A 19,059-nucleotide genomic window follows, 5' to 3' on the forward strand; every position below is an offset into this window, starting at 1 on the left:
TGACGGACGCGCCGCGATGAGCCGCCCCACCGCCCTGGTCGGCGCGATGCAGCAGGAGCTGGCCGCGCTGCTGGCGCGCTGCGAGACCGAGCGCGTGGTGCGCCTCGCGGGTCGCGACTTCCACGTCGGCCGGCTGCACGGCCACCATGTCGTGCTGGTGCTGTGCGGCATCGGCAAGGTCGCGGCGGCCACGACGGCGACGCTGCTGGGCGCGCACTTCCGCGCGCGTCGCCTGGTCTTCACCGGCGTGGCCGGTGGCCTGGGCGAGGGCGTGCGGGTCGGCGACGTGGTGCTGGCCGACTGCCTGCTGCAGCACGACCTGGACGCCTCGCCGCTGTTCCCGCGCCACGAGGTGCCGCTGACCGGCCGCAGCCGCTTCGACGCCGACACCGCGCTGAACCTGTCGCTGGCACGCGCGGTCCGCCGGGTGATCGACCGGCCTGGCCACTTCGGACCCGACGCCGCGGCGCTGGGCGTGACGCAGCCGCAGCTGCACCGCGGCCTGGTCATCAGCGGCGACCGCTTCATCGGCGACGCACAGGCCAGCCTGGCGTTGCAGCGCGAGCTGCCCGATGCGCTCGCGGTCGAGATGGAAGGTGCCGCGCTGGCCCAGGTGGCTCATGACCTGAGCCTGCCCTTCGCCGTGCTGCGCACCATCTCCGACCGTGCCGACGACAGCGCGCACGTCGACTTCCTGCGTTTCATCGACGTCGTCGCGGCCCAGGTCAGCGCCGACGTGGTCGGCCGTTGGCTGGCCGACGATGCGCCGCTCCCGTCCGCCTGACCCTGGAACCGCCATGACCCTTGAACGCCTGCGCCCCCATGTGAAGGACCTCGGCGGCGGCCTGACCGTGCGCCGCAGCCTGCCGGCCGCCAGCCGCCAGGCGGTCGGTCCCTTCCTGTTCTTCGACCACTTCGGACCGCTGCTGGTCGAGCCCGAGGACCAGCACGACGTGCGCCCGCATCCGCACATCGGCCTGGCCACCGTGACCTACCTCTACGAGGGCGCGATGGTCCACCGCGACTCGACCGGCGCGGTGCAGCGCATCGAGCCCGGCGCGATCAACTGGATGACGGCCGGTCGCGGCATCGTGCATTCCGAGCGACGGCCCGACGACCTGGCCGGGCGCCACTACCGCCTGCACGGCCTGCAGCTGTGGGTCGCCCTGCCCGAGGCCGACGAGGGCTGCGAGCCGACCTTCGCGCACACCGGCGCGGCCGATATCCCGCAGCACGAGACCTGCGGCGTGACCACGCGGGTGCTGGCGGGATCGGCCTACGGCCTGGCATCGCCGGTGCGCACCGGCTCGCCGGCGCTGTTCCTCGACCACCGGCTCGAACCGCGCGGCCGTGTCGACCTGCCGGCACGCGAGCCCGGCATCGAGCAGGCGGTCTACGCCGCCGATGGCGAGGTGGAGGTGGTGTTCGACGACGACGGCCACAGCGAGCGGGTCGCCACCGGCGAGATGCTGGTGCTGCCCGAAGGCCGCAGCGCCCGCCTGTGCAGCTGCACCGAGCCGGCGAGGGTCGCGCTGATCGGCGGCGCGCCGCTGGGCCGTCGCCTGTTGTGGTGGAACTTCGTCGCGACGCGGCGCGAACTGATCGACGCCGCCGCGCAGGCCTGGACCGACGACACGCTGGGCCGCGTGCCCGGCGAGACCGAGCGCATCCCGCTGCCGGAGCGCAAGCCCGCCTGACGGTTCACGGGCTACCCCAGACTCACGACCGCAGGCCAGCGCCGGGCCGCTCCCCAGCGGCCTGCGCATCCCCTCGGGGGATCGACCGGCGTGCCCGCCGGGCGAGGGGTCTCAGATGGCGCCTTCGACGCCGGCCTGGTGGGCCTGCTGGTCGGCGTGGTAGCTCGAACGCACCAGCGCGCCCACGGCGGCGTGGCTGAAGCCCATCTTGTAGGCCTCGTCCTCGAACATCCTGAAGGTGTCCGGGTGCACGTAGCGGCGCACCGGCAGGTGGTGGCCGCTGGGCGCGAGGTATTGGCCGAGGGTCAGCATGTCGACGTCGTGGGCACGCATGTCGCGCATGACCTCGAGGATCTCCTCGTCGGTCTCGCCCAGGCCGACCATCAGGCCGCTCTTGGTCGGCACGCCCGGCGCGAACTCTTTGAAGCGCTTGAGCAGGTTCAGGCTGAAGGCGTAGTCCGAGCCCGGGCGCGCTTCCTTGTACAGGCGCGGCACGGTCTCCATGTTGTGATTCATGACGTCCGGCGGCGCGGCCTTGAGGATCTCCAGCGCGCGGTCCATGCGGCCGCGGAAGTCGGGCGTCAGGATCTCGATGCGGGTGGCCGGCGACAGCTCGCGGGTGCGCTGGATGCATGCGACGAAGTGGCCGGCACCGCCATCGCGCAGGTCGTCCCGGTCAACGCTGGTGATGACCACGTAGCTCAGCTTGAGCGCGGCGATGGTCTTGGCCAGGTTCAGCGGCTCGGCGGTGTCGAGCGGGTCCGGACGGCCGTGGCCGACGTCGCAGAAGGGGCAGCGCCGGGTGCACTTGTCGCCCATGATCATGAAGGTCGCCGTGCCCTTGCCGAAGCACTCGCCGATGTTCGGGCAGCTCGCCTCCTCGCAGACCGTGTGCAGCTTGTGCTCGCGCAGGATCTCCTTGATCTCGTAGAAGCGCGTGGTCGGGCTGCCGGCCTTGACGCGGATCCAGTCGGGCTTCTTCAGCGTCTCGGCCGCCACGACCTTGATGGGGATGCGCGCGGTCTTGGCCTGGGCCTTCTGCTTGGCGGTCGGGTCGTAGGCCGGCGGGGCCGACGCGGCGGCAGGGGTCGACGAATCGGGCGAGGACGGGTGGTCGGTGGACATGTCGGAGGGACGTTGCGGGCTGCCGGTGGGCAGCGGAGCGGCCTGCGGGTCGAGGCTGGGGGAAAGGCCGTGCGGGATGGGTGCCAGGGTGCGGGCCGGGCTCAGGGCGCGAGCAGCGCGGCGAGCCGTTGGCCCAGTCGCTGGGCGGCATCCGGCACCTCCACGGCGAGGCCGAGTTTAGCGAGGTCGACCGTCTGAAGGCCCGCATATCCGCACGGGTTGATGCCGGCGAACGGCGCCAGATCCATCGCCACGTTCAGCGCCACGCCGTGGTAGGTCCGGTGTCGGCTGACCTTGATGCCCAGCGCGGAGATCTTGCCCAGGCCACGGAAAGGGTCGCGCGGATCGGCCGGGCCGGTCAGCGCGCGGTGGTCGAAGGGGTCGTCCAGGCGCACGTAGATGCCGGGCGCGCCGCCGACGCGGTGGCCGGTCACGCCCCAGATCGCGAGGGTGCGGATGACCGCTTCCTCGATGCGGTAGACGTATTCCTTGACGTAAATGCCCAGGCGCTGGAGGTCGATCAGCGGGTAGGCCACCACCTGCCCTGGCCCGTGGTACGTGACCTGGCCGCCGCGGTTGGTCTGCACCACGGGGATGCCGGCGGGGGCGAGCACGTGGTCGGCCTGGCCGGCCAGGCCCTGGGTGTAGACCGGGTCGTGCTCGCACAGCCAGATCTCGTCGGACGTGGCTTCGGTGCGGGCCTCGGTCCAGGCGCGCATCTCGGCATAGGTCGGCTCGTAGGGCAGGCGGCCACGCACGCGGATCAGGGGTTCGGACATCGTCGGGATCGGGTGAAGCACGGGTCGGCGGTGGGCGCAAATTGTCGGCCATCGCCACCGTTTCGGAGGCCGCGCAAGAATCGGCCAACGCGGGCGACTGACCCGTCACCGTCCACCCTCAGGAACGCCATGACGCATCGCCACCTTCCCCTCGTCGCCTTGCTGGGCCTGGCCTGGCTGACCGGCCCATCGGGCGCCGCGCTGGCCGCTTCGGTCGCCGACCGCATCGCCGCGCCACCAGCCGCGATGGAGAACGGCAAGGGCTACGCGCCGCAGTCACCGCTGCTGGCGGCCATCCTCGACTACCGGGCCGGCCACTTCGACGTGGCTGCGCGGGCCTTCGCCACGCTGGCCCAGGCGGGCGATCCGGTCGCGATGCACGATCTGGCCGTCATGCACCTGCGCGGCGAGGCACCCGGGGCCAGCGTCGCCACCGCCCGGCAATGGCTGGAAAAGGCCGCCGCCGCCGGCTTCGTCACGGCCCAGCTGGCGATGTCCGAGCTGCACGAGAGCGGCCGGCTCGGCCGCAAGGATCCGGCCGCCGCCCTGCCCTGGCTGCAGGCCGCCGCTGACGCCGGCCATGTCGATGCGCAGATCAACGTCGGCTCGGCCTACTACCTCGGGCGCGGCACGGCGCGTGACGAGCGCCAGGCGCTGCACTGGTATCGGGAAGCGGCCAAGGCCGGCGACGTCGGCGCGCAGTACCTGACCGCGTCGATGTACGAAGCCGGCCTCGGCACCGCCGCCGATGCCCGCCTCGCACGCTACTGGTACGACCTCGCGGCGCGTCAGGGCGATCCGGTCGCGCGCATCAAGCGCGGCGAGATGGACAAGGCGCTCAAGGCCGGCGTCGAGCCTTGAACCAGGCCACCGTCGAACCCTTGGCCAGCCGGGCGGCGATCAGCACCACGACGATCGCCGCGTAGACCGACACCTCGTCGTAGCGGTGCTTGGCCGCGCGCATCCACAGAAAGTGCAGCAGGCCGAGCCCGATGACCGGCCAGACCAGCTGGTGCAGCGCCTGCCAGCGGGCCGCGCCGAGCGCACGGATGGCCCGGTTGAACGAGGTCAGCGCCAGCGGCAGCAGGCCGACGAAGGCCGCGAAGCCGACCAGCGCGAACGGCCGCTTGTCGAGGTCGCGCACGATCGCGGCGGCATCGAAGCCCATGTCCAGCCAGGCATAGGACAGGAAGTGCAGCAGCGCATAGCCGAAGGCCGTCAGGCCCAGCATGCGGCGCCAGCGCGCCAGCGCCGGCAGCTTGGTCCACAGGCGCAGCGGCGTGATCGCCAGCGTGACGATCAGCAGCCGCAGCGTCCACAGGCCGGTGCCGCGCAGCAGGGCCTCGGCCGGGTTGGGACCGAGCCGGTCGGCCGCGATGCCCCAGATCCAGCCGGCCAGCGGCAGCAGCGCGATCAGCAGCACCAGTGGCTTGACCCACGGCCGCAGCAGCCAGGCCCCCCGGACGGCGGGCGGGTCGTGGCGGACCCGGGATCCGGCCTCGGGTCGGCTCACGGCGACGGCGCGATCCATTTCAGTAGTTCTTCTTCAGGTCCATGCCGGCATAGAGCTGGCCGACCTGGGCTTCGTAGCCGTTGAACATCAGCGTCGGGCGCTTCTTGGCGAAGACGCCGTCCTCGCCGATGCGGCGCTCGGTCGCCTGGCTCCAGCGCGGATGGTCCACCGCCGGATTGACGTTCGAGTAGAAGCCGTATTCCTGCGCGGCGGCCTTGACCCAGGCGGTCGCCGGCTGCTTCTCGACCAGGCGGATCTTGACGATCGACTTGGCGCCCTTGAAGCCGTATTTCCAGGGCACCACCAGACGCAGCGGCGCACCGTTCTGGTTGGGCAGCACCTCGCCGTACATGCCGAAGGCCATCAGCGTCAGCGGGTGCATCGCCTCGTCCAGGCGCAGTCCCTCGACATAGGGCCAGTCCAGCGTGCGCGAACCGACGAAGGGCATCTGCTTCGGGTCGGCCAGGGTCACGAACTCGACGAACTTGGCGTTGCCTCGCGGCTCGACCTTCCTGAGCAGTTCGGCCACCGACCAGCCGACCCAGGGGATCACCATGGACCAGCCCTCGACGCAGCGCATGCGGTAGATGCGCTCTTCCATCGGCGCGAGCTTGAGCAAGGCCTCCAGATCGAACACGCCGGGCTTGTTGCACTCGCCCTCGACGCTGACGGTCCACGGCCGGGTCACGAACTTCTGCGCATTGCGGGCCGGGTCGGCCTTGTCGGTGCCGAACTCGTAGAAGTTGTTGTAGCCGGCCGCGTTGTCGAACTCGGTGAGCTTGTCCATCACGACCGCGCCAGCCACGGCGCTGCGCGCACCCGGCAGGGCCGCGCGCTTGCCCGGTCGGGTCACCATGGCGGCACCTTGCGCCAGCACGGGCAGGCCGCTGAGCGCGGTCGCCCCGGCCGCGACGCCCAACCCGGCCTGCTGCAGCCAGCGGCGCCGATCGGCATAGACCGCGAGCGGCGTGATCTCGCTGGGCACGGGATGGAGGTGGCCGGTCGAGCGGGGATTGAATCGGTGGGATGGCATGCGCGCTCCTGGGGTCATGGGCGTGGACGTGTGACGCTCTGTCGCACGAACGCGGCCGATTCTTGCAGCGGGTCTGCACCCAGGCGCACGGGCATGAAAAAAGCCGGTCAGGGACCGGCTCTCTCGGGGTGGCGCGCCAGTGGCTGGCGCGCGGAGGGGCGATGTCTCAGTACAGGCCGGCGATGTAGTCGGCGACGGCCTTGATCTCGCGGTCGTTCATCTTGGCGGCCACGCCGGTCATCTGCGCGCTGTTCTTGCGCACGCCGTCGCGGAAGTTCTTCAGCTGCGACTCGGTGTAGTCGGCATGCTGGCCGGCCACGCGGGGGTACTGGGCCGGGATGCCGGCACCGGTCGGGCTGTGGCAGCCGGCACAGGCGGGGATGTTGCGGTCGGCGATGCCACCGCGGTAGATCTTCTCGCCCAGCACGACCAGGTCCTTGTTCTTCGCGAAACCGGGCTTGGCCTGCTTGCTGGCGTAGAAGGCGGCAACGTTCTTCATGTCCTCTTCGGACAGGCCGGACGCGAAGCCCTTCATGATCGCGTTGTCACGCTTGCCGGACTTGAACTCGGTCAGCTGCTTGACCAGGTAGGCCGGGTGCTGGCCTTGCAGGATCGGGTTGGCGGGCGTGCCGCGCGAGCCGTCGGCGGTGTGGCAGGCGCCGCAAACCTGGCCGGAAATCGTCGCGCCCTTGGCGGGATCGACCTTGGCAGGAGCCGCTGCCTCGTTGGCCTGGGCCGGGGCGACCACCATCAGCGAGGCCGACGCGGCCAGGGTGACGGCGCAAATCAATGCAAAGAGCGGCTTGGCAGGCGATTTCATGGTGGACTGGGCTGAGAGATCCAAAACCCGACGATTTTACAATGCGCCCCATGAGCCCGACACCCAACCCCGCCGAAGGTGGCGCGGACGCCACGCGCGCCGCCCTGGCCTGGGCCCACACCGCACGATTCCTCACCACCGCGAGCAAGCTCGAACAGCTGCCTGCGCACGACTTGCCGGAGATCGCCTTCGTGGGCCGGTCGAACGCCGGCAAGTCCACCGCGATCAACACCCTGGCGCAGCAACGCCAGCTGGCCTTCGCGTCCAAGACGCCCGGCCGCACCCAGCACGTCAACCTGTTCGAGGTCGGCCCCAAGGACGCGCCGCATGCCTACTGGGCCGACCTGCCCGGCTACGGCTATGCCGCGGTCGAGCGGGCCGCCAAGCTGCGCTGGCAGGCCGTCATGGCCGACTACCTCGCGCTGCGCCGCAACCTCGGCGGCGTGGTGCAGATGGTCGACTCGCGCCACGGCTTCACCGCGCTGGACCGCCAGCTGCTGCAGTTCGTGCAGCCGCGCGTGGCCACCGGCGAGGTCAAGCTGCTGGTCGTGCTGACCAAGGCCGACAAGCTCAACCGCAAGGACGCCGCCGCCTCGCTGCGCAACGCGCAGGGCGTGCTCGGCGAGCTGGCCACCGAGGATTCGGACGTCGGCGTGGTCCTGTTCTCCGCACTCTCGAAGACCGGCGTCGGCGAGGTCGCGCAGGTGCTGCAGTCCTGGGCCCCGCCGCGCAACGCCGCCACCCCTCAGGAAGAAGCCCCCACCGATGTCTGACGACAACGACCTCCCCGCGACGCCGCCATCGCCCCTGGCGGCACGCCGCCGGCCGCAGATGGTCGACATCGCCCGGCTCGCCGGCGTGTCGGTCGCCACGGTGTCGCGGGCACTGAACGGTCACCCCGAGATCAGCGCCTCAACCCGGGAGCGCATTTCCGAGCTGGCCCGCAGCCTCAACTACACGGTCAATGCCGGTGCCAAGAACCTGCGCACCAAGGGCAACCGGACCGTCGCGGTCGTGGTGCCGCGCGACCCGGCCGCGCCGCAGCCGATCAGCGACCCCTTCCTGCTGGCCATGATCGGCCGGCTGGCGGACGCGCTGACCAGCCGCGGCTACGACATGCTGCTGTCGCGCACGCCAGCCGACCAGATCGCGGCGCTGCATGCGTCGGGCACGGCGGTCGGCATCGTCCAGCTGGGCCAGTGGCACGACAGCGGCTCGCTCGAAGCGGCCGCCCGGGCCGGCGTGCCGCTGGTCGTGTGGGGCGCGCCCCTGCCCGACATCGGCTACTGCTGCGTCGGCTGCGACAACCGGGAAGGCGGCCACCTGGCCACCGCCCACCTGCTGGCCGAAGGACGCCGCCACATCGCCTTCATCGGTGACCTGTCCACGCCCGAGCCGGCCGAGCGCTGGCAAGGCTACCGGCAGGCCCTGGCCGAACAGGGCCTGACGCCCGCCCCGGCGCTGCACCTGACCGAGACGACCGACCTGGCGCACACCCGCAGCACCGTGCAGGCCATGCTCGACAGCGGCACGCCGGTGGACGGCATCGTCTGCTGCAGCGACATCCTGGCGATCGCCGCGATGGCCGCCGTGCGCGCGCACGGCCTGCGCGTGCCCGAGGACGTGGCCGTCACCGGCTACGACGACATCAGCTGGGCCAGCCATGCCGAACCGCCGCTGACCACCGTGCGCCAGCCGATCGAGCCAGCCGCCGATGCGCTGGTCGCTGCCCTGATGGAACAGGCCGCCGGCCAGCCGACCGCCAGCGTCGTGCTGCCGGTCGAACTGGTGGTGCGGCGCAGCTCCACGGGCTGAGCAGCCCCGGCGCGGACCCTGGTCCTCAGGGTCGGCCCAGCCGCAGGAACAGGCCCAGGCTGCCCTGCGGCGCCCAGGTCGTGCCGAAGTAGAGCGGCCCCAGTCCCGTGTCGGCGCCGACGAACAGGCTGCTGCCCGGACGCAGCGTGCGCAGGTCGGCCTGGCCGGCACGGCGCCAGGCGTTGCCGGTCTCCAGCGTGGCGCCGGCGAAGAAGCCGCGCGTCAGCACCGGCTGCGTGTTCAGCCGCAGCGTCCAGGTCAGGCGCGCCAGCAGCGTCGCGTTGCCGTTGAGCTGGTCGACCGCATAGCCCGACAGGTTGTGGAAGCCGCCCAGCGAATACGCCTGGCGGCCCAGCAGCGGGCTCTGGCTGGCCTGGCGCCAGCGCAGGCCGGCGTCGATCGTGTGCGGGCCGTCGCTGGCAACGCGCTGGGCGTCCAGCTCGTAGCGGCGGTAGTCCTCGCGGACCTCGTCCCCGCCGTCGGGGCGCAGCAGGCGGCGGCCGGCCTCGGCCTGCAGCCGCAGCCGGTGGCCGCTGCGCGGGAAGCTGACGTGGTCGAGCTGGTCGATCAGCAGCAGCGCGCGCAGGCCACGCTCGCGGCTGCGCTCGCGGTCCGGGCCAGCGGCTCCGGCGAGCGAGCCGCCCTCACGCGTCAGCTCGGCCACCAGCAGCTCGCGCAGGCTGGCCAGGCCGATGCGCCATTCGCCCAGCGCGCCCAGCGATCGCCCCACGTCCAGGCCGAGCCGGCCGGCGGTGCGGGCCTGTCGGGCGGTCAGCACCGCGGCGGCGGCATCCTGCCCAGGCGCGATCGGCTCGTGGACATCCAGCCGGCGACGTTCCAGTTCAACCTGCAGCGCGACAAAGACCTGCGCGCCGCCGGACGACACCGCGCCGACGGGCTGGTAGACCTCGCTGAACCAGCGCGGCACCGAGCCGATCTGCGCCCGGTTGCGCCACTCCGCACCGCGCGCGCTGAGCCAGTGCCGGTTGTGGCCCAGCTTGAGGTTGAAGTCGCCACGGCCGGCGAAGTCGCTGGCCATTTCCAGGCCGAGCCGGAAGTAGTCCGGTCCCCAGGGCTTCTCGACCAGCGAGAAGACCAGGCCGGTGCCGGCCGGAAGGTCTTCCAGGCGGTAGTCGGCATGCAGGTAGTCGCCGGTGGCGGACAGCACGCGGGTGTCGGCCTCGACCCGGTCGAGGTCGAAGGCGGTGCCAGGCCGGCTGGCCAGCGCCTCGGCCTGCAGCTCGGGCTGGCTGATGTCGGCACCCTCGAAGCGCAGGCTGGCGATCGGCGCGGCAGGTGTCGCAGGACGCAGCCGTCGGTCCAGCAGCGCCTGCCAGCGGTCTTCCGGCAGGGCCAGCGCCTGCAGCTGCGGCAGCATCGCGGTGGCGGCCTGCTGGCCACGCGCGATCAGCTCGCGCGAGCGGCCGAAGTCGGCCGAGCTGAGCGAGCCCAGTGCCGGCGCGATCAGCAGGTCATGTCCGGGCCGCAGGCTGGCCAGCGAACGCTGCACGTTCTGCTCGGTCAGGATGTTGATCATCTGCGCCGTCAGGCCGACCACCGTGCCCAGCGTCTCGCGCCCGGCCAGCGGCGTGCCGACGTTGACGGCGATGACCACGTCGGCGCCCTGACGGCGGGCCACCTCGACCGGCAGGTTGTCGACCAGCCCGCCGTCGCCGAGCAGCCGACCTTGCACGTCCGAGGGCGGGAAGACACCAGGAACGGACATGCTCGCGCGCAGCGCCTGCGCCAGGTCGCCACGCGAGAAGACCACGGCAGCGCCGGACTCCATGTCGGTCGCGACGGCCCGGAACGGGATCGGCAGGCGGTCGAAATCGGACACCGCGCGCACCGACAGCGTGCGGCGGCGCAACAGCAGTTCGAGGCCCCGGCTGGAGACCGGGCCGAGCGGCAGCATCGGCGTGCCGTCGCGGCCCAGGCCGATCTCGATGACGGGCGAGATCTCCTGGTCCTCGTCCTTGCGACGCGGCGGCAGCGATTCGCGCGGCAGGCGGTTGGCGAACAGCGCCTCCCAGTCGAGGTCCTGCAGCGCCAGTTCGAGCTGGGCCGCGCCCATGCCCGAGGCGTGCAGGCCGCCGATGATGGCGCCCATCGAGGTGCCGGCGATCAGGTCGACGGGGATGCGCTCGCGCTGCAGCACCTGCAGCACGCCGACATGGGCCAGCCCGCGCGCGCCGCCGCCCGAGAGCACCAGTCCGACGCAGGGCCTGAGCCCGCGTGCCAGGCCGCAGACCGGCAGCGGCGCATCGGCCCTGTGCGGCAAGGGCTCGGCGCTGAACGCACCGGTCAGGCCCAGGGACAGCAGAAGGCCCGGGATCGTTCTTCGCAAGCGCATCGGACCATTCTGCCCGGCGGCATGCCTCGCCTGGGTTCAATGCACGGCGTCACATCGACGGGTGCGCGACGCCGCCAGCCGCACGTTCGGCCTGCTCCGCACAGCCGATGCAGAGGTCGGCGTGGGGCCGGGCCTGCAGCCGCGCCCAGCCGATGGCCTCGCCGCAGCGCTTGCAGCGGCCGAAGTCGGGGCCGTCCAGCCGTTCGATGGCGGCGACGACCTGTCCCAGCTCGACCCGCGCCTGGTCGGCCTGCGCCAGGTCGACCTCGCGGTCCGCATCGCGCTGGGGCGCGTCGTCGCCGTCCTGCGCCAGAAACGCCGCCGCATGGGCGATGCGGCCGTCGTCCGACTCGCGCAAGCGCAGCGTCGCCAGCAGCGCGGCATGGCGACGCAACAGCACCTCGCGCAGCGCCAGGCGCTGGGCGGCGTCCAGGTGACCGGTCGGATGGGCAGGCACGGCGAGGGGGACGTGGCGGACGGTGGTCATGGAAGTCTCCGGTGATGGACCCATGCTCGCGCGATGGGCCCGGGCCCGCGTTGACCGGGCGCAAGGCAGGTCCGTCAGGTCGCGTCAGGGCGCATCAGGGCGCGTCAGGGGAGGATGGGGCCCGCTCCCTAGAATTCCGGCCATTGAACGCCTCGAGTCCCCCACGCCGCATGACCTCGTCCGATCGCCCCACGCAGCCTGCGGCCTCCGCCAGCGCCCCTTCCGAGGTCCTGCCGGCCGCCGTCGCCGCCCGCCTGGGCCATGACGAGGCGCTGCGGGTCGACGGCAGCGGCGAGTGGCCCGCAACGGTCGACGTGGTGGTGGTCGGCGCCGGACCGGCCGGCAGCGCCTGCGCGATCGAGCTGGCGCGGGCCGGGCGCTCGGTGCTGCTGGTCGACCAGCATGACTTCCCGCGCGACAAGGTCTGCGGCGAGGGACTGATCCCCGATGCCCATGCCGCCCTGCGCCACCTGGGCGTGCTCGACGCGGTGCTGGCGCGGGCCCAGCCGGTCGGCCACGTGCGCTGCGTCGCGCCGCGCGGCGGCCAGGTCGACGTGCCCGGCCAGCTGGCCGTGCTGCCGCGCCAGGTGCTCGACACGCTGCTGGTGCAGCAGGCGCAGCGCTGCGGCGCGAGCGTGCGCACGCCGTGGAAGTTCGACGGCCTGACCGAGTCCGGCGGCCGCGTGCGCGGGGCCCGCCTGCGTGCGTCAGCAGACCCGGCGCAGACCCGCGAGGTCAGCGCCCGCTGGGTCGTCATGGCCACCGGCGCGGCCGTGCCGGCGCTCATCAAGGCCGACCTGTGCGAGCGCCGCACCCCCACCGGCGTGGCCTTGCGGGTGCATGTGCATGCGCCCGACCTCGCCGACCGGCTGACCACCATGGACGTGGTCTGGCACCGTGCCCTTCGGCCCGGCTACGGCTGGATCTTTCCCTGCGGCGACGGCCTGTTCAACATCGGCGTGGGCGCCTTCTTCCAGCGCGGCGAGAGCGGCGACGGCACCAACCTGCGCGAGCTGTTCGACGCCTTCACCCGCGTACATGCGCCAGCCCGCGAGCTGATGGCGCAGGCCCGCTGGACCGGTGAGACCAAGGGCGCGCCGCTGCGCTGCACGCTGCGCGGCGCCCGCCTCGGCCGGCCCGGCGTGCTCGCCACCGGCGAGGCGATCGGCTCGACCTACGACTTCAGCGGCGAAGGCATCGGCAAGGCCATGGAGACCGGCATGCTGGCCGCCACCGCGATCCGCGACGAGGCCGACGACAGCGCCGCGCTGGCGCGCTACCAGGCCGCGGTCGCCGCACTGCAGCCGCGCTTCGACCTCTACGAGAAGGCCAACCGCGTCAACCACCACCCCTGGCTGGCCGACCTGGTGATCTGGCGCGCGCGCCGCAGCGCGTCGGTCCTGCGACGCATGAGCGGCGTGCTCAACGAGACCAGCAACCCGGGCAACCTCATCTCGCTCAAGGGCCTGATGCGGCTGTTCGTGACGCGCTGATCGCGGCCCGTCCGGCGCCACGCCCCACCCGGTCACGACCGACCCACCGGAATCCCGCCATGTGCCAGCTGCTCGGCCTCAACGCCAACACCCCAACCGACCTGGTGTTCAGCTTCACCGGCTTCGCCCAGCGCGCCCAGGAGCACAAGGACGGCTTCGGCATCGCCTTCTTCGAGGGTGCCGGCGTGCGGCTGTTCGTCGACCACCAGAGCGCCACCGTTTCGCCGGTGGCGCAGATGGTGCAGCGCTACCCGATCCGCAGCCGCCACATCCTGGCCCACATCCGCAAGGCGACCCAGGGCGTCGTCGCGCTGGAGAACACCCACCCTTTCCAGCGCGAGCTGTGGGGCCGCTACTGGGTCTTCGCGCACAACGGCAACCTGGTCGACTACCAGCCCAAGCTGCATGCCGCCTTCCACCCGGTCGGCTCGACCGACAGCGAGCGAGCCTTCTGCTGGCTGATGCAGGAGCTGGCCAAGAACCACGCCTCGCTGCCCAACGTCGAACACTTGAGCGAGACCCTGGCCGAGCTGCTGCCGCAGATCACCCGCCACGGCACCTTCAACTTCCTGCTCAGCCATGGCGAGGCGCTGTGGGCGCACTGCTCGACCCGGCTGCACTACGTCGAACGCCGTCACCCCTTCGCCCGGGCCCAGTTGCAGGACGAGGACCTCACGGTCGACTTCGCCGCCCAGACCACGACCAGCGACCGCGTGGCCATCGTCGTCACCGAACCCCTGACCCGCGACGAGACCTGGCAGGCGCTGCGTCCTGGCGAGCTGGCGACCTTCGTGGGCGGCAAGCGGGTGCGCTGACCCGCCGGGAAACGACAGGCTGCGGCAGCCCGGACACCCTCCGGGGCTTGTGCATCGACGCTTCCTGTCAGCCCGCCTGACGCTTTGCGTCAGTCTTGCAAAGAGCCATTGCAGACCCCACCGCTGGCCGTGATCGGCGACACATTCGCTGCATGGCACGGCTCCTGCGTTTTTCAGATCAGGTTGGATTCAGGGTTTGGTCTGAACCCACCAGCCTGCAGGAGGGAGTCGCGACATGAAGAAATTCCGTTGGACCGACTGGCTGGCCGCTGCGGCGCTGGTCGTCACCCTGGGCGCCTTCGCCGGCGCCGAGAGCCCTGAGCTGGTGGTGGTCACGGCCCAGTTGCCTTGAGCAACCGGCCCTGAGCAAGCACCCCTGCGGTCGCCGACGCCCACCCGTGGCGACCGCAGACATATTCCCCGTCCCGCCCGGCCTGGCCGATGCGTCGACGAACCCCGCCACCGCGCGAGCCTCACCCCGGCGCGGCGACGGCCGAAGGACTACTTTGCGTCTCCTCGACAGAGTAGCGTTCGGGACTGGGTGAGGTCCCAGGGGGGCGGGCAAGCCGGACAAGAGAGAGCGAGCGTCCGGAGCCCTTGTCCCGTCCCCCTTCTTTTTTCGTGCAGCCGCCGAATCGGCGCGGCCCCACGGTGCAGTGCAGCATTCCCACCTTGGCCGGATGCCTTCGCGGCGACAATCGCGGCCGTTTTCATCGCGACCGGCGCGCCCCACGCATCCCTGCGGACGGCGAACGACCGGACCGCCAACGGAGTGACCATGCCTGCCCTGATCTGCGGCTCCCTTGCCTTCGACACGATCGCCACCTTCCCCGGCCGCTTCGCCGATCAGATCCTGCCGGATCACATCCACATCCTGAATACGTCCTTCCTCGTGCCCTCGCTGCGGCGCGAGTTCGGCGGCTGCGCCGGCAACATCGCCTACTCGCTGAAGAAGCTGGGCGGCGAGCCGCTGCCGATGGCCACGGTCGGCGCCGACGGCGATGTCTACCTGGCGCGCCTGCGCGAGCTCGGCATCGACACGCGTCATGTCGCGCTGCTTCCCGAGTGCTACTCGGCCCAGTGCCACATCACCACCGACCGCGACAACAACCAGATCACCGCCTTCCACCCCGGCGCGATGGAGCACGCGGTGCGCCTGGTGATCCCGAACCCGCGCGGTGACATCGCCATCGGCATCATCGCGCCCGATGGCCGCGACGCCATGCTGCGCCACGCCGAGCAGATGGCCGAGGCCGGCATCCCCTTCGTCTTCGATCCGGGCCAGGGCCTGCCGCTGTTCAACGGCGACGAGCTGCGCCACTTCGTCGAACTGGCCACCTGGGTCGCGGTCAACGACTACGAAGGCCGCATGCTGTGCGACCGTACCGGCGCGGACCTGGCGACGCTGTCGCGCTCGCACCTCAAGGGCCTGGTCGTGACGCTGGGCCATGAAGGCTGCGACGTCTGGGTCGATGGCGAGGTCACCCGTGTGACCGGCGTGCAGGCCGAGGCGGTGGTCGACCCGACCGGCTGCGGCGACGCCTTCCGCGCCGCCCTGCTCTACGGCCTGGAGCGCGGCTGGGACCTGGTGCGCTGCGTCGAGCTGGGCAACCGCGTCGGCGCGATCAAGATCGCGGCGGCCGGCACGCAGAACCACGCGCTCGATCCGGTCGCGCTGGGCCTGGGTGCCGCGTGATCGCCGCGTGATCGCCGCGTGATTTCAGCCTGAGCACGGCCTGATCGGGGTCTGGACGCGCGACAGGCGCCACGCTGCGGCCGCCCTGCGGTCGTCCCGTCATCACCACCTGGGAGCGCAAGATGGATGTCGTCATCAGCCTCGTCGGGGTGCTGGGCCTGATCGCCGGCCTGGTTCTGGCGCTGCTGGCCAGCTGGCACCGCCAGCGCGCCCGCCGCGCGGTGCTGCAGGCCGAGACCGAGATGCGCATCTCGCGCGAGGCGGCCGCGCGGCAGCTGCTTGAACTGCGCAAGCGCCTGGCCGAGGCCGAGTCCGATCAGGCCCGCATCGCCAGCCTGCAGGACGAGGTGCGCCGCCTTCGCGACAAGAACCGTCGCCTGCAGGCCTTGCATGCGCTCGACACCGACCGCGACCGTCTCGGTGCCACCGAGCCCACGTCCGCCGCGTCCGGACGCAACCTCGGGCCTTCTGTGGGCCGCGCAGAGGCCGTGACACCCAAGCCCATCTCCAGCTTCCCGGACCTGCCGTCGGACCTCGACCGCGGACCGGACGGGGCCTGAGGCTGCCCGGTCAGGCTTCGGTCGGCGGCCCCTGCCGCTGGGCCTCCAGCACGCCGGCCTCGCGCAGCGCCTGCAACCAGTGCTCGACCGCCGCCACGTCGGCCTGCACCTGCAGCCGCTTGCGCCGGCTGGTCTGGCCCAGCACCAGCTCGACCGCACGCAGCGGCACGTCCAGCGCGCCGGCCAGCCAGCGCTGCAAGGCCTCGTTGGCGGCCCCGTCGACCGGCGGCGCGGCCAGCCGCACCCGCAGCGCGCCGTCGTGCAGGCCGATCGCCTCGGTGCGCTTTGCGTTGGGCACCACCGCGACGTCGACACGAACCCCGCCGCCCTGAGGCCAGGACAGGAAGCTTGCGACGGGTCGCGTCGAGGTCGAGGTCGACGCACCCGTGGTGTCGGATGGGGATCGTCGCGAGCGGTTCGCGGGAGGTCGCTGGGCCATGGTCGGGATGTGCTGGGCGAGTGCACGACGCGGGTCGGAGGGGCGCGGAGTCGGTCAGGCGTCCACCACGCATCAGCGCTTGCGCATGGAACCACTCAGCGGCCTGCATCCATCAGCGCTTGCGCATGGATGATCGACCCGGCCAGGCCCGATCGATGGACGAAAAAAAGCCCGGACAGCGTCCGGGCCGGATCTGGCCGCCGCCGCCGTGGGTCGCAAGACCCGCACGGCAGCGGACGGTTCGATCAGGGCTTGTCGCCGGTCGGGAAGGGCCAGGCCGCCTGCGGGCTCAGCGTGGTCTTCGCTGCGGGCGCAGGTGCCGCCGCAGGCGCAGCAGGCGCAGGGGCCGCTTTCTTGCCAGCCTTCTTCGCCGCGGCCTTCTTGGCTGCCGCCTTCTTCGCCGGGGCCTTCGCCGGTGCCTTGGCGGGCGCGGCGGCCTTCTTCGCAGCGGCCTTCTTGGCCGGTGCAGCTGACGCCTTCTTGGCCGGTGCAGCCTTCTTCAGCGCGGGCTTCGGTGCTGCTGCCGCCTTCTTGGCGGGCGCCTTTACCGGGGCCGATGCCTTCTTCGCGGCCGCCTTCTTGGCCGGTGCCGCGGCTGCCTTCTTGGCCGGAGCGGCCTTCTTCAGCGCGGGCTTCGGAGCCGCTGCGGCCTTCTTCGCCGGTGCCTTCGCCGGCGCAGCGACCGCCTTCTTCGCGGCGGCCTTCTTCGCCGGAGCGGCAGCCTTCTTGGCCGGAGCAGCCTTCTTGGCGGGGGCCGCCTTCTTCAGCGCGGGCTTCGGTGCGGCGGCGGCCTTCTTGGCTGGTGCCTTGGCGGGTGCCGCCTTCTTCGCTGCAGCCTTCTTCGCAGTTGCCATGGGTATCTCCTTGATCAGGTTGACGGGACATGCAGCCCGATGGGCCACATGATCCACAGAGCCCGGGTCTTTCTTGCGCAGACCTCGGGTGCCGGGGATGTGTTCAGGCGCGACAGGCCTTCAAGCCTGCCGCGCCGGATGGGTCGAACCGCCGTCAACGGACCGGAGTCGCGGGCCGCAGGGCCTGTCGGGCTGGGGCGCCTGGCCTGCCCGCGCAGCATGCGCAGGGGCATCGGCCGACACCGCTCAGTCCCAGGACAGCGCGCCGCCGGACTGGTACTCGATGACGCGGGTCTCGAAGAAATTCCGCTCCTTCTTCAGGTCGATCATTTCGCTCATCCACGGGAACGGGTTTTCCTCGTTCGGGAAGAGCTCGTCGAGGCCGATCTGCGTTGCGCGACGGTTGGCGATGTAGCGCAGATAGCCCTTGAACATCGAGGCGTTGAGGCCCAGCACGCCACGCGGCATGGTGTCCTCGGCATAGCGGTACTCCAGCTCGACCGCCTTCATGAACAGCGCCTTGATCTCGGCCTTGAACGACGCCGTCCACAGCTGCGGGTTCTCAAGCTTGATCGCGTTGATCAGGTCGATGCCGAAGTTGCAGTGCATGGACTCGTCGCGCAGGATGTACTGGTACTGCTCGGCCGCACCGGTCATCTTGTTCTGCCGACCCAGCGCGAGGATCTGCGTGAAGCCGACGTAGAAGAACAGGCCCTCCATCAGGCAGGCAAACACGATCAGGCTCTTGAGCAGGGTCTGGTCGTTCTCGAGCGTGCCGGTCTTGAAGGTCGGATCCATGATCGCGTCGATGAACGGGATCAGGAACTCGTCCTTGTCGCGGATCGACGAGACCTCGTGGTACGCGTTGAAGATCTCGCCCTCGTCCAGCCCCAGCGACTCGACGATGTACTGGTAGGCGTGCGTGTGGATCGCTTCCTCGAAGGCCTGGCGCAGCAGGAACTGACGGCACTCGGGCGCGGTGATGTGGCGGTAGGTGCCCAGCGTGATGTTGTTGGCCGCGAGCGAATCGGCGGTCACGAAGAAGCCGAGGTTGCGCTTGATGAGGCGACGCTCGTCGTCGGTCAGGCCGTTGGGATCCTTCCAGGTCGCGATGTCGCGCGACATGTTGATCTCCTGCGGCATCCAGTGGTTAGCACAGGTCGCGAGGTACTTGTCCCAGGCCCACTTGTACTTGAAGGGCACCAGCTGGTTGACGTCGGTCTGGCCGTTGATGATGCGCTTGTCGGCGATGTTCACGCGGCGGGTCGAGCCGGCATCGGCGGAGGCTGAGGGCGTCTTGTGGTGGGTCATCGAAGGCATCGAGGCCATCGATGACGAAGCGCTCGACAGGCCGACCGCAGCATGCGGCCCTGACGAGGGCTGCATCGAAGCGTCACGCGGAACGTTCGATGGATACGGGGTCGCCGACGAGGGCGTGGGGCGCGGAGTGTCTTCCCAGACGAGCATGTCTGACTTCCTGATGATGTGAATTATCGGAATGTTGCGTCGAAACACCAAGCACTTCTTGACACGCGGCGAGAGGGCCGTGGCCCTCTCGCACCGCATGGGATCGAGAGGCT

The 19,059-nt window shown here is 71.1% G+C and carries 19 protein-coding genes; 9 read left to right on the plus strand and 10 right to left on the minus strand.

Translation table 11 applies throughout. The features are described from left to right. Positions 1-16 precede the first annotated feature (16 nt). The gene (locus Q8X39_RS16715) at positions 17-784 is read left to right on the plus strand and encodes a 5'-methylthioadenosine/adenosylhomocysteine nucleosidase (RefSeq protein ID WP_305750822.1); all 768 of its coding nucleotides are present in this window, start codon (positions 17-19) and stop codon (positions 782-784) included. Between the two features lie 13 nt (positions 785-797). Continuing rightward, positions 798-1,697 carry a pirin family protein gene (locus Q8X39_RS16720; protein ID WP_305750823.1) on the plus strand — a complete coding sequence of 300 codons (900 nt, stop codon included), beginning with the start codon at positions 798-800 and terminating at the stop codon, positions 1,695-1,697. 111 nt (positions 1,698-1,808) lie between these two features. On the opposite strand, the gene lipA is transcribed toward Q8X39_RS16720, so the two are convergent. Further along, the gene (gene lipA, locus Q8X39_RS16725; protein ID WP_305750824.1) at positions 1,809-2,822 is read right to left on the minus strand and encodes a lipoyl synthase; all 1,014 of its coding nucleotides are present in this window, start codon (positions 2,820-2,822) and stop codon (positions 1,809-1,811) included. Between the two features lie 101 nt (positions 2,823-2,923). Then, complete coding sequence (gene lipB, locus Q8X39_RS16730; protein ID WP_305750825.1) at positions 2,924-3,601, minus strand: lipoyl(octanoyl) transferase LipB; 678 nt, start codon at positions 3,599-3,601, stop codon at positions 2,924-2,926. Between the two features lie 129 nt (positions 3,602-3,730). On the opposite strand from lipB, the gene Q8X39_RS16735 reads away from it, so the two are divergent. Further along, complete coding sequence (locus tag Q8X39_RS16735) at positions 3,731-4,462, plus strand: tetratricopeptide repeat protein (RefSeq protein WP_305750826.1); 732 nt, start codon at positions 3,731-3,733, stop codon at positions 4,460-4,462. Here Q8X39_RS16735 and Q8X39_RS16740 read toward each other — a convergent pair. The 3 genes from Q8X39_RS16740 to Q8X39_RS16750 form a co-directional block, all read right to left on the minus strand. Continuing rightward, positions 4,440-5,132 (minus strand): protein-methionine-sulfoxide reductase heme-binding subunit MsrQ, encoded by a 693-nt coding sequence (locus Q8X39_RS16740; protein ID WP_305750827.1) that lies wholly within the window; start codon positions 5,130-5,132, stop codon positions 4,440-4,442. The two genes, Q8X39_RS16735 and Q8X39_RS16740, sit on opposite strands and share 23 nt — an antisense overlap. Position 5,133: 1 nt before the next feature. After that, positions 5,134-6,147 (minus strand): protein-methionine-sulfoxide reductase catalytic subunit MsrP, encoded by a 1,014-nt coding sequence (gene msrP / locus Q8X39_RS16745; RefSeq protein WP_305750828.1) that lies wholly within the window; start codon positions 6,145-6,147, stop codon positions 5,134-5,136. Between the two features lie 166 nt (positions 6,148-6,313). Continuing rightward, positions 6,314-6,967, minus strand: a complete 654-nt coding sequence (locus Q8X39_RS16750; protein ID WP_305750829.1) for a c-type cytochrome — start codon at positions 6,965-6,967, stop codon at positions 6,314-6,316. Between the two features lie 50 nt (positions 6,968-7,017). Between Q8X39_RS16750 and yihA the strand changes: the two genes are divergently transcribed. Next, positions 7,018-7,740 carry a ribosome biogenesis GTP-binding protein YihA/YsxC gene (yihA, locus tag Q8X39_RS16755; protein ID WP_305750830.1) on the plus strand — a complete coding sequence of 241 codons (723 nt, stop codon included), beginning with the start codon at positions 7,018-7,020 and terminating at the stop codon, positions 7,738-7,740. Then, on the plus strand, positions 7,733-8,782 hold the full coding sequence (locus Q8X39_RS16760) for a LacI family DNA-binding transcriptional regulator (protein ID WP_305750831.1): 1,050 nt from the start codon (positions 7,733-7,735) through the stop codon (positions 8,780-8,782). The genes yihA and Q8X39_RS16760 overlap by 8 nt, the downstream gene beginning before the upstream one ends. Positions 8,783-8,807: 25 nt before the next feature. Here the strand turns inward: Q8X39_RS16760 and Q8X39_RS16765 are convergent, their stop codons facing one another. Continuing rightward, positions 8,808-11,135 (minus strand): patatin-like phospholipase family protein, encoded by a 2,328-nt coding sequence (locus tag Q8X39_RS16765; RefSeq protein ID WP_305750832.1) that lies wholly within the window; start codon positions 11,133-11,135, stop codon positions 8,808-8,810. 49 nt (positions 11,136-11,184) lie between these two features. Next, positions 11,185-11,622: a TraR/DksA family transcriptional regulator gene (locus Q8X39_RS16770; RefSeq protein WP_305750833.1), complete on the minus strand. Its 438-nt coding sequence runs from the start codon at positions 11,620-11,622 to the stop codon at positions 11,185-11,187. A 170-nt stretch (positions 11,623-11,792) separates the two neighbouring features. On the opposite strand from Q8X39_RS16770, the gene Q8X39_RS16775 reads away from it, so the two are divergent. From Q8X39_RS16775 to Q8X39_RS16790, 4 genes are all read left to right on the plus strand, one after another. Further along, on the plus strand, positions 11,793-13,115 hold the full coding sequence (locus Q8X39_RS16775) for an NAD(P)/FAD-dependent oxidoreductase (RefSeq protein ID WP_305750834.1): 1,323 nt from the start codon (positions 11,793-11,795) through the stop codon (positions 13,113-13,115). A 59-nt stretch (positions 13,116-13,174) separates the two neighbouring features. Beyond that, positions 13,175-13,930 (plus strand): class II glutamine amidotransferase, encoded by a 756-nt coding sequence (locus Q8X39_RS16780; RefSeq protein WP_305750835.1) that lies wholly within the window; start codon positions 13,175-13,177, stop codon positions 13,928-13,930. A gap of 778 nt (positions 13,931-14,708) precedes the next feature. After that, complete coding sequence (locus tag Q8X39_RS16785) at positions 14,709-15,626, plus strand: carbohydrate kinase family protein (RefSeq protein WP_305750836.1); 918 nt, start codon at positions 14,709-14,711, stop codon at positions 15,624-15,626. Positions 15,627-15,748: 122 nt separating this feature from the next. Next, positions 15,749-16,186 carry a hypothetical protein gene (locus tag Q8X39_RS16790; RefSeq protein ID WP_305750837.1) on the plus strand — a complete coding sequence of 146 codons (438 nt, stop codon included), beginning with the start codon at positions 15,749-15,751 and terminating at the stop codon, positions 16,184-16,186. 10 nt (positions 16,187-16,196) lie between these two features. Here the strand turns inward: Q8X39_RS16790 and Q8X39_RS16795 are convergent, their stop codons facing one another. The 3 genes from Q8X39_RS16795 to Q8X39_RS16805 form a co-directional block, all read right to left on the minus strand. After that, positions 16,197-16,529, minus strand: coding sequence for a DUF167 domain-containing protein (locus Q8X39_RS16795; RefSeq protein ID WP_305750882.1), 333 nt, complete (start codon positions 16,527-16,529; stop codon positions 16,197-16,199). A 341-nt stretch (positions 16,530-16,870) separates the two neighbouring features. Next, positions 16,871-17,479, minus strand: a complete 609-nt coding sequence (locus Q8X39_RS16800; protein ID WP_305750838.1) for a histone — start codon at positions 17,477-17,479, stop codon at positions 16,871-16,873. Positions 17,480-17,725: 246 nt separating this feature from the next. After that, positions 17,726-18,946 (minus strand): ribonucleotide-diphosphate reductase subunit beta, encoded by a 1,221-nt coding sequence (locus Q8X39_RS16805; protein WP_305750839.1) that lies wholly within the window; start codon positions 18,944-18,946, stop codon positions 17,726-17,728. Positions 18,947-19,059 lie beyond the last annotated feature (113 nt).

Source organism: Leptothrix discophora (genome assembly GCF_030705305.1).
GTDB lineage: Bacteria > Pseudomonadota > Gammaproteobacteria > Burkholderiales > Burkholderiaceae_C > Sphaerotilus > Sphaerotilus discophorus.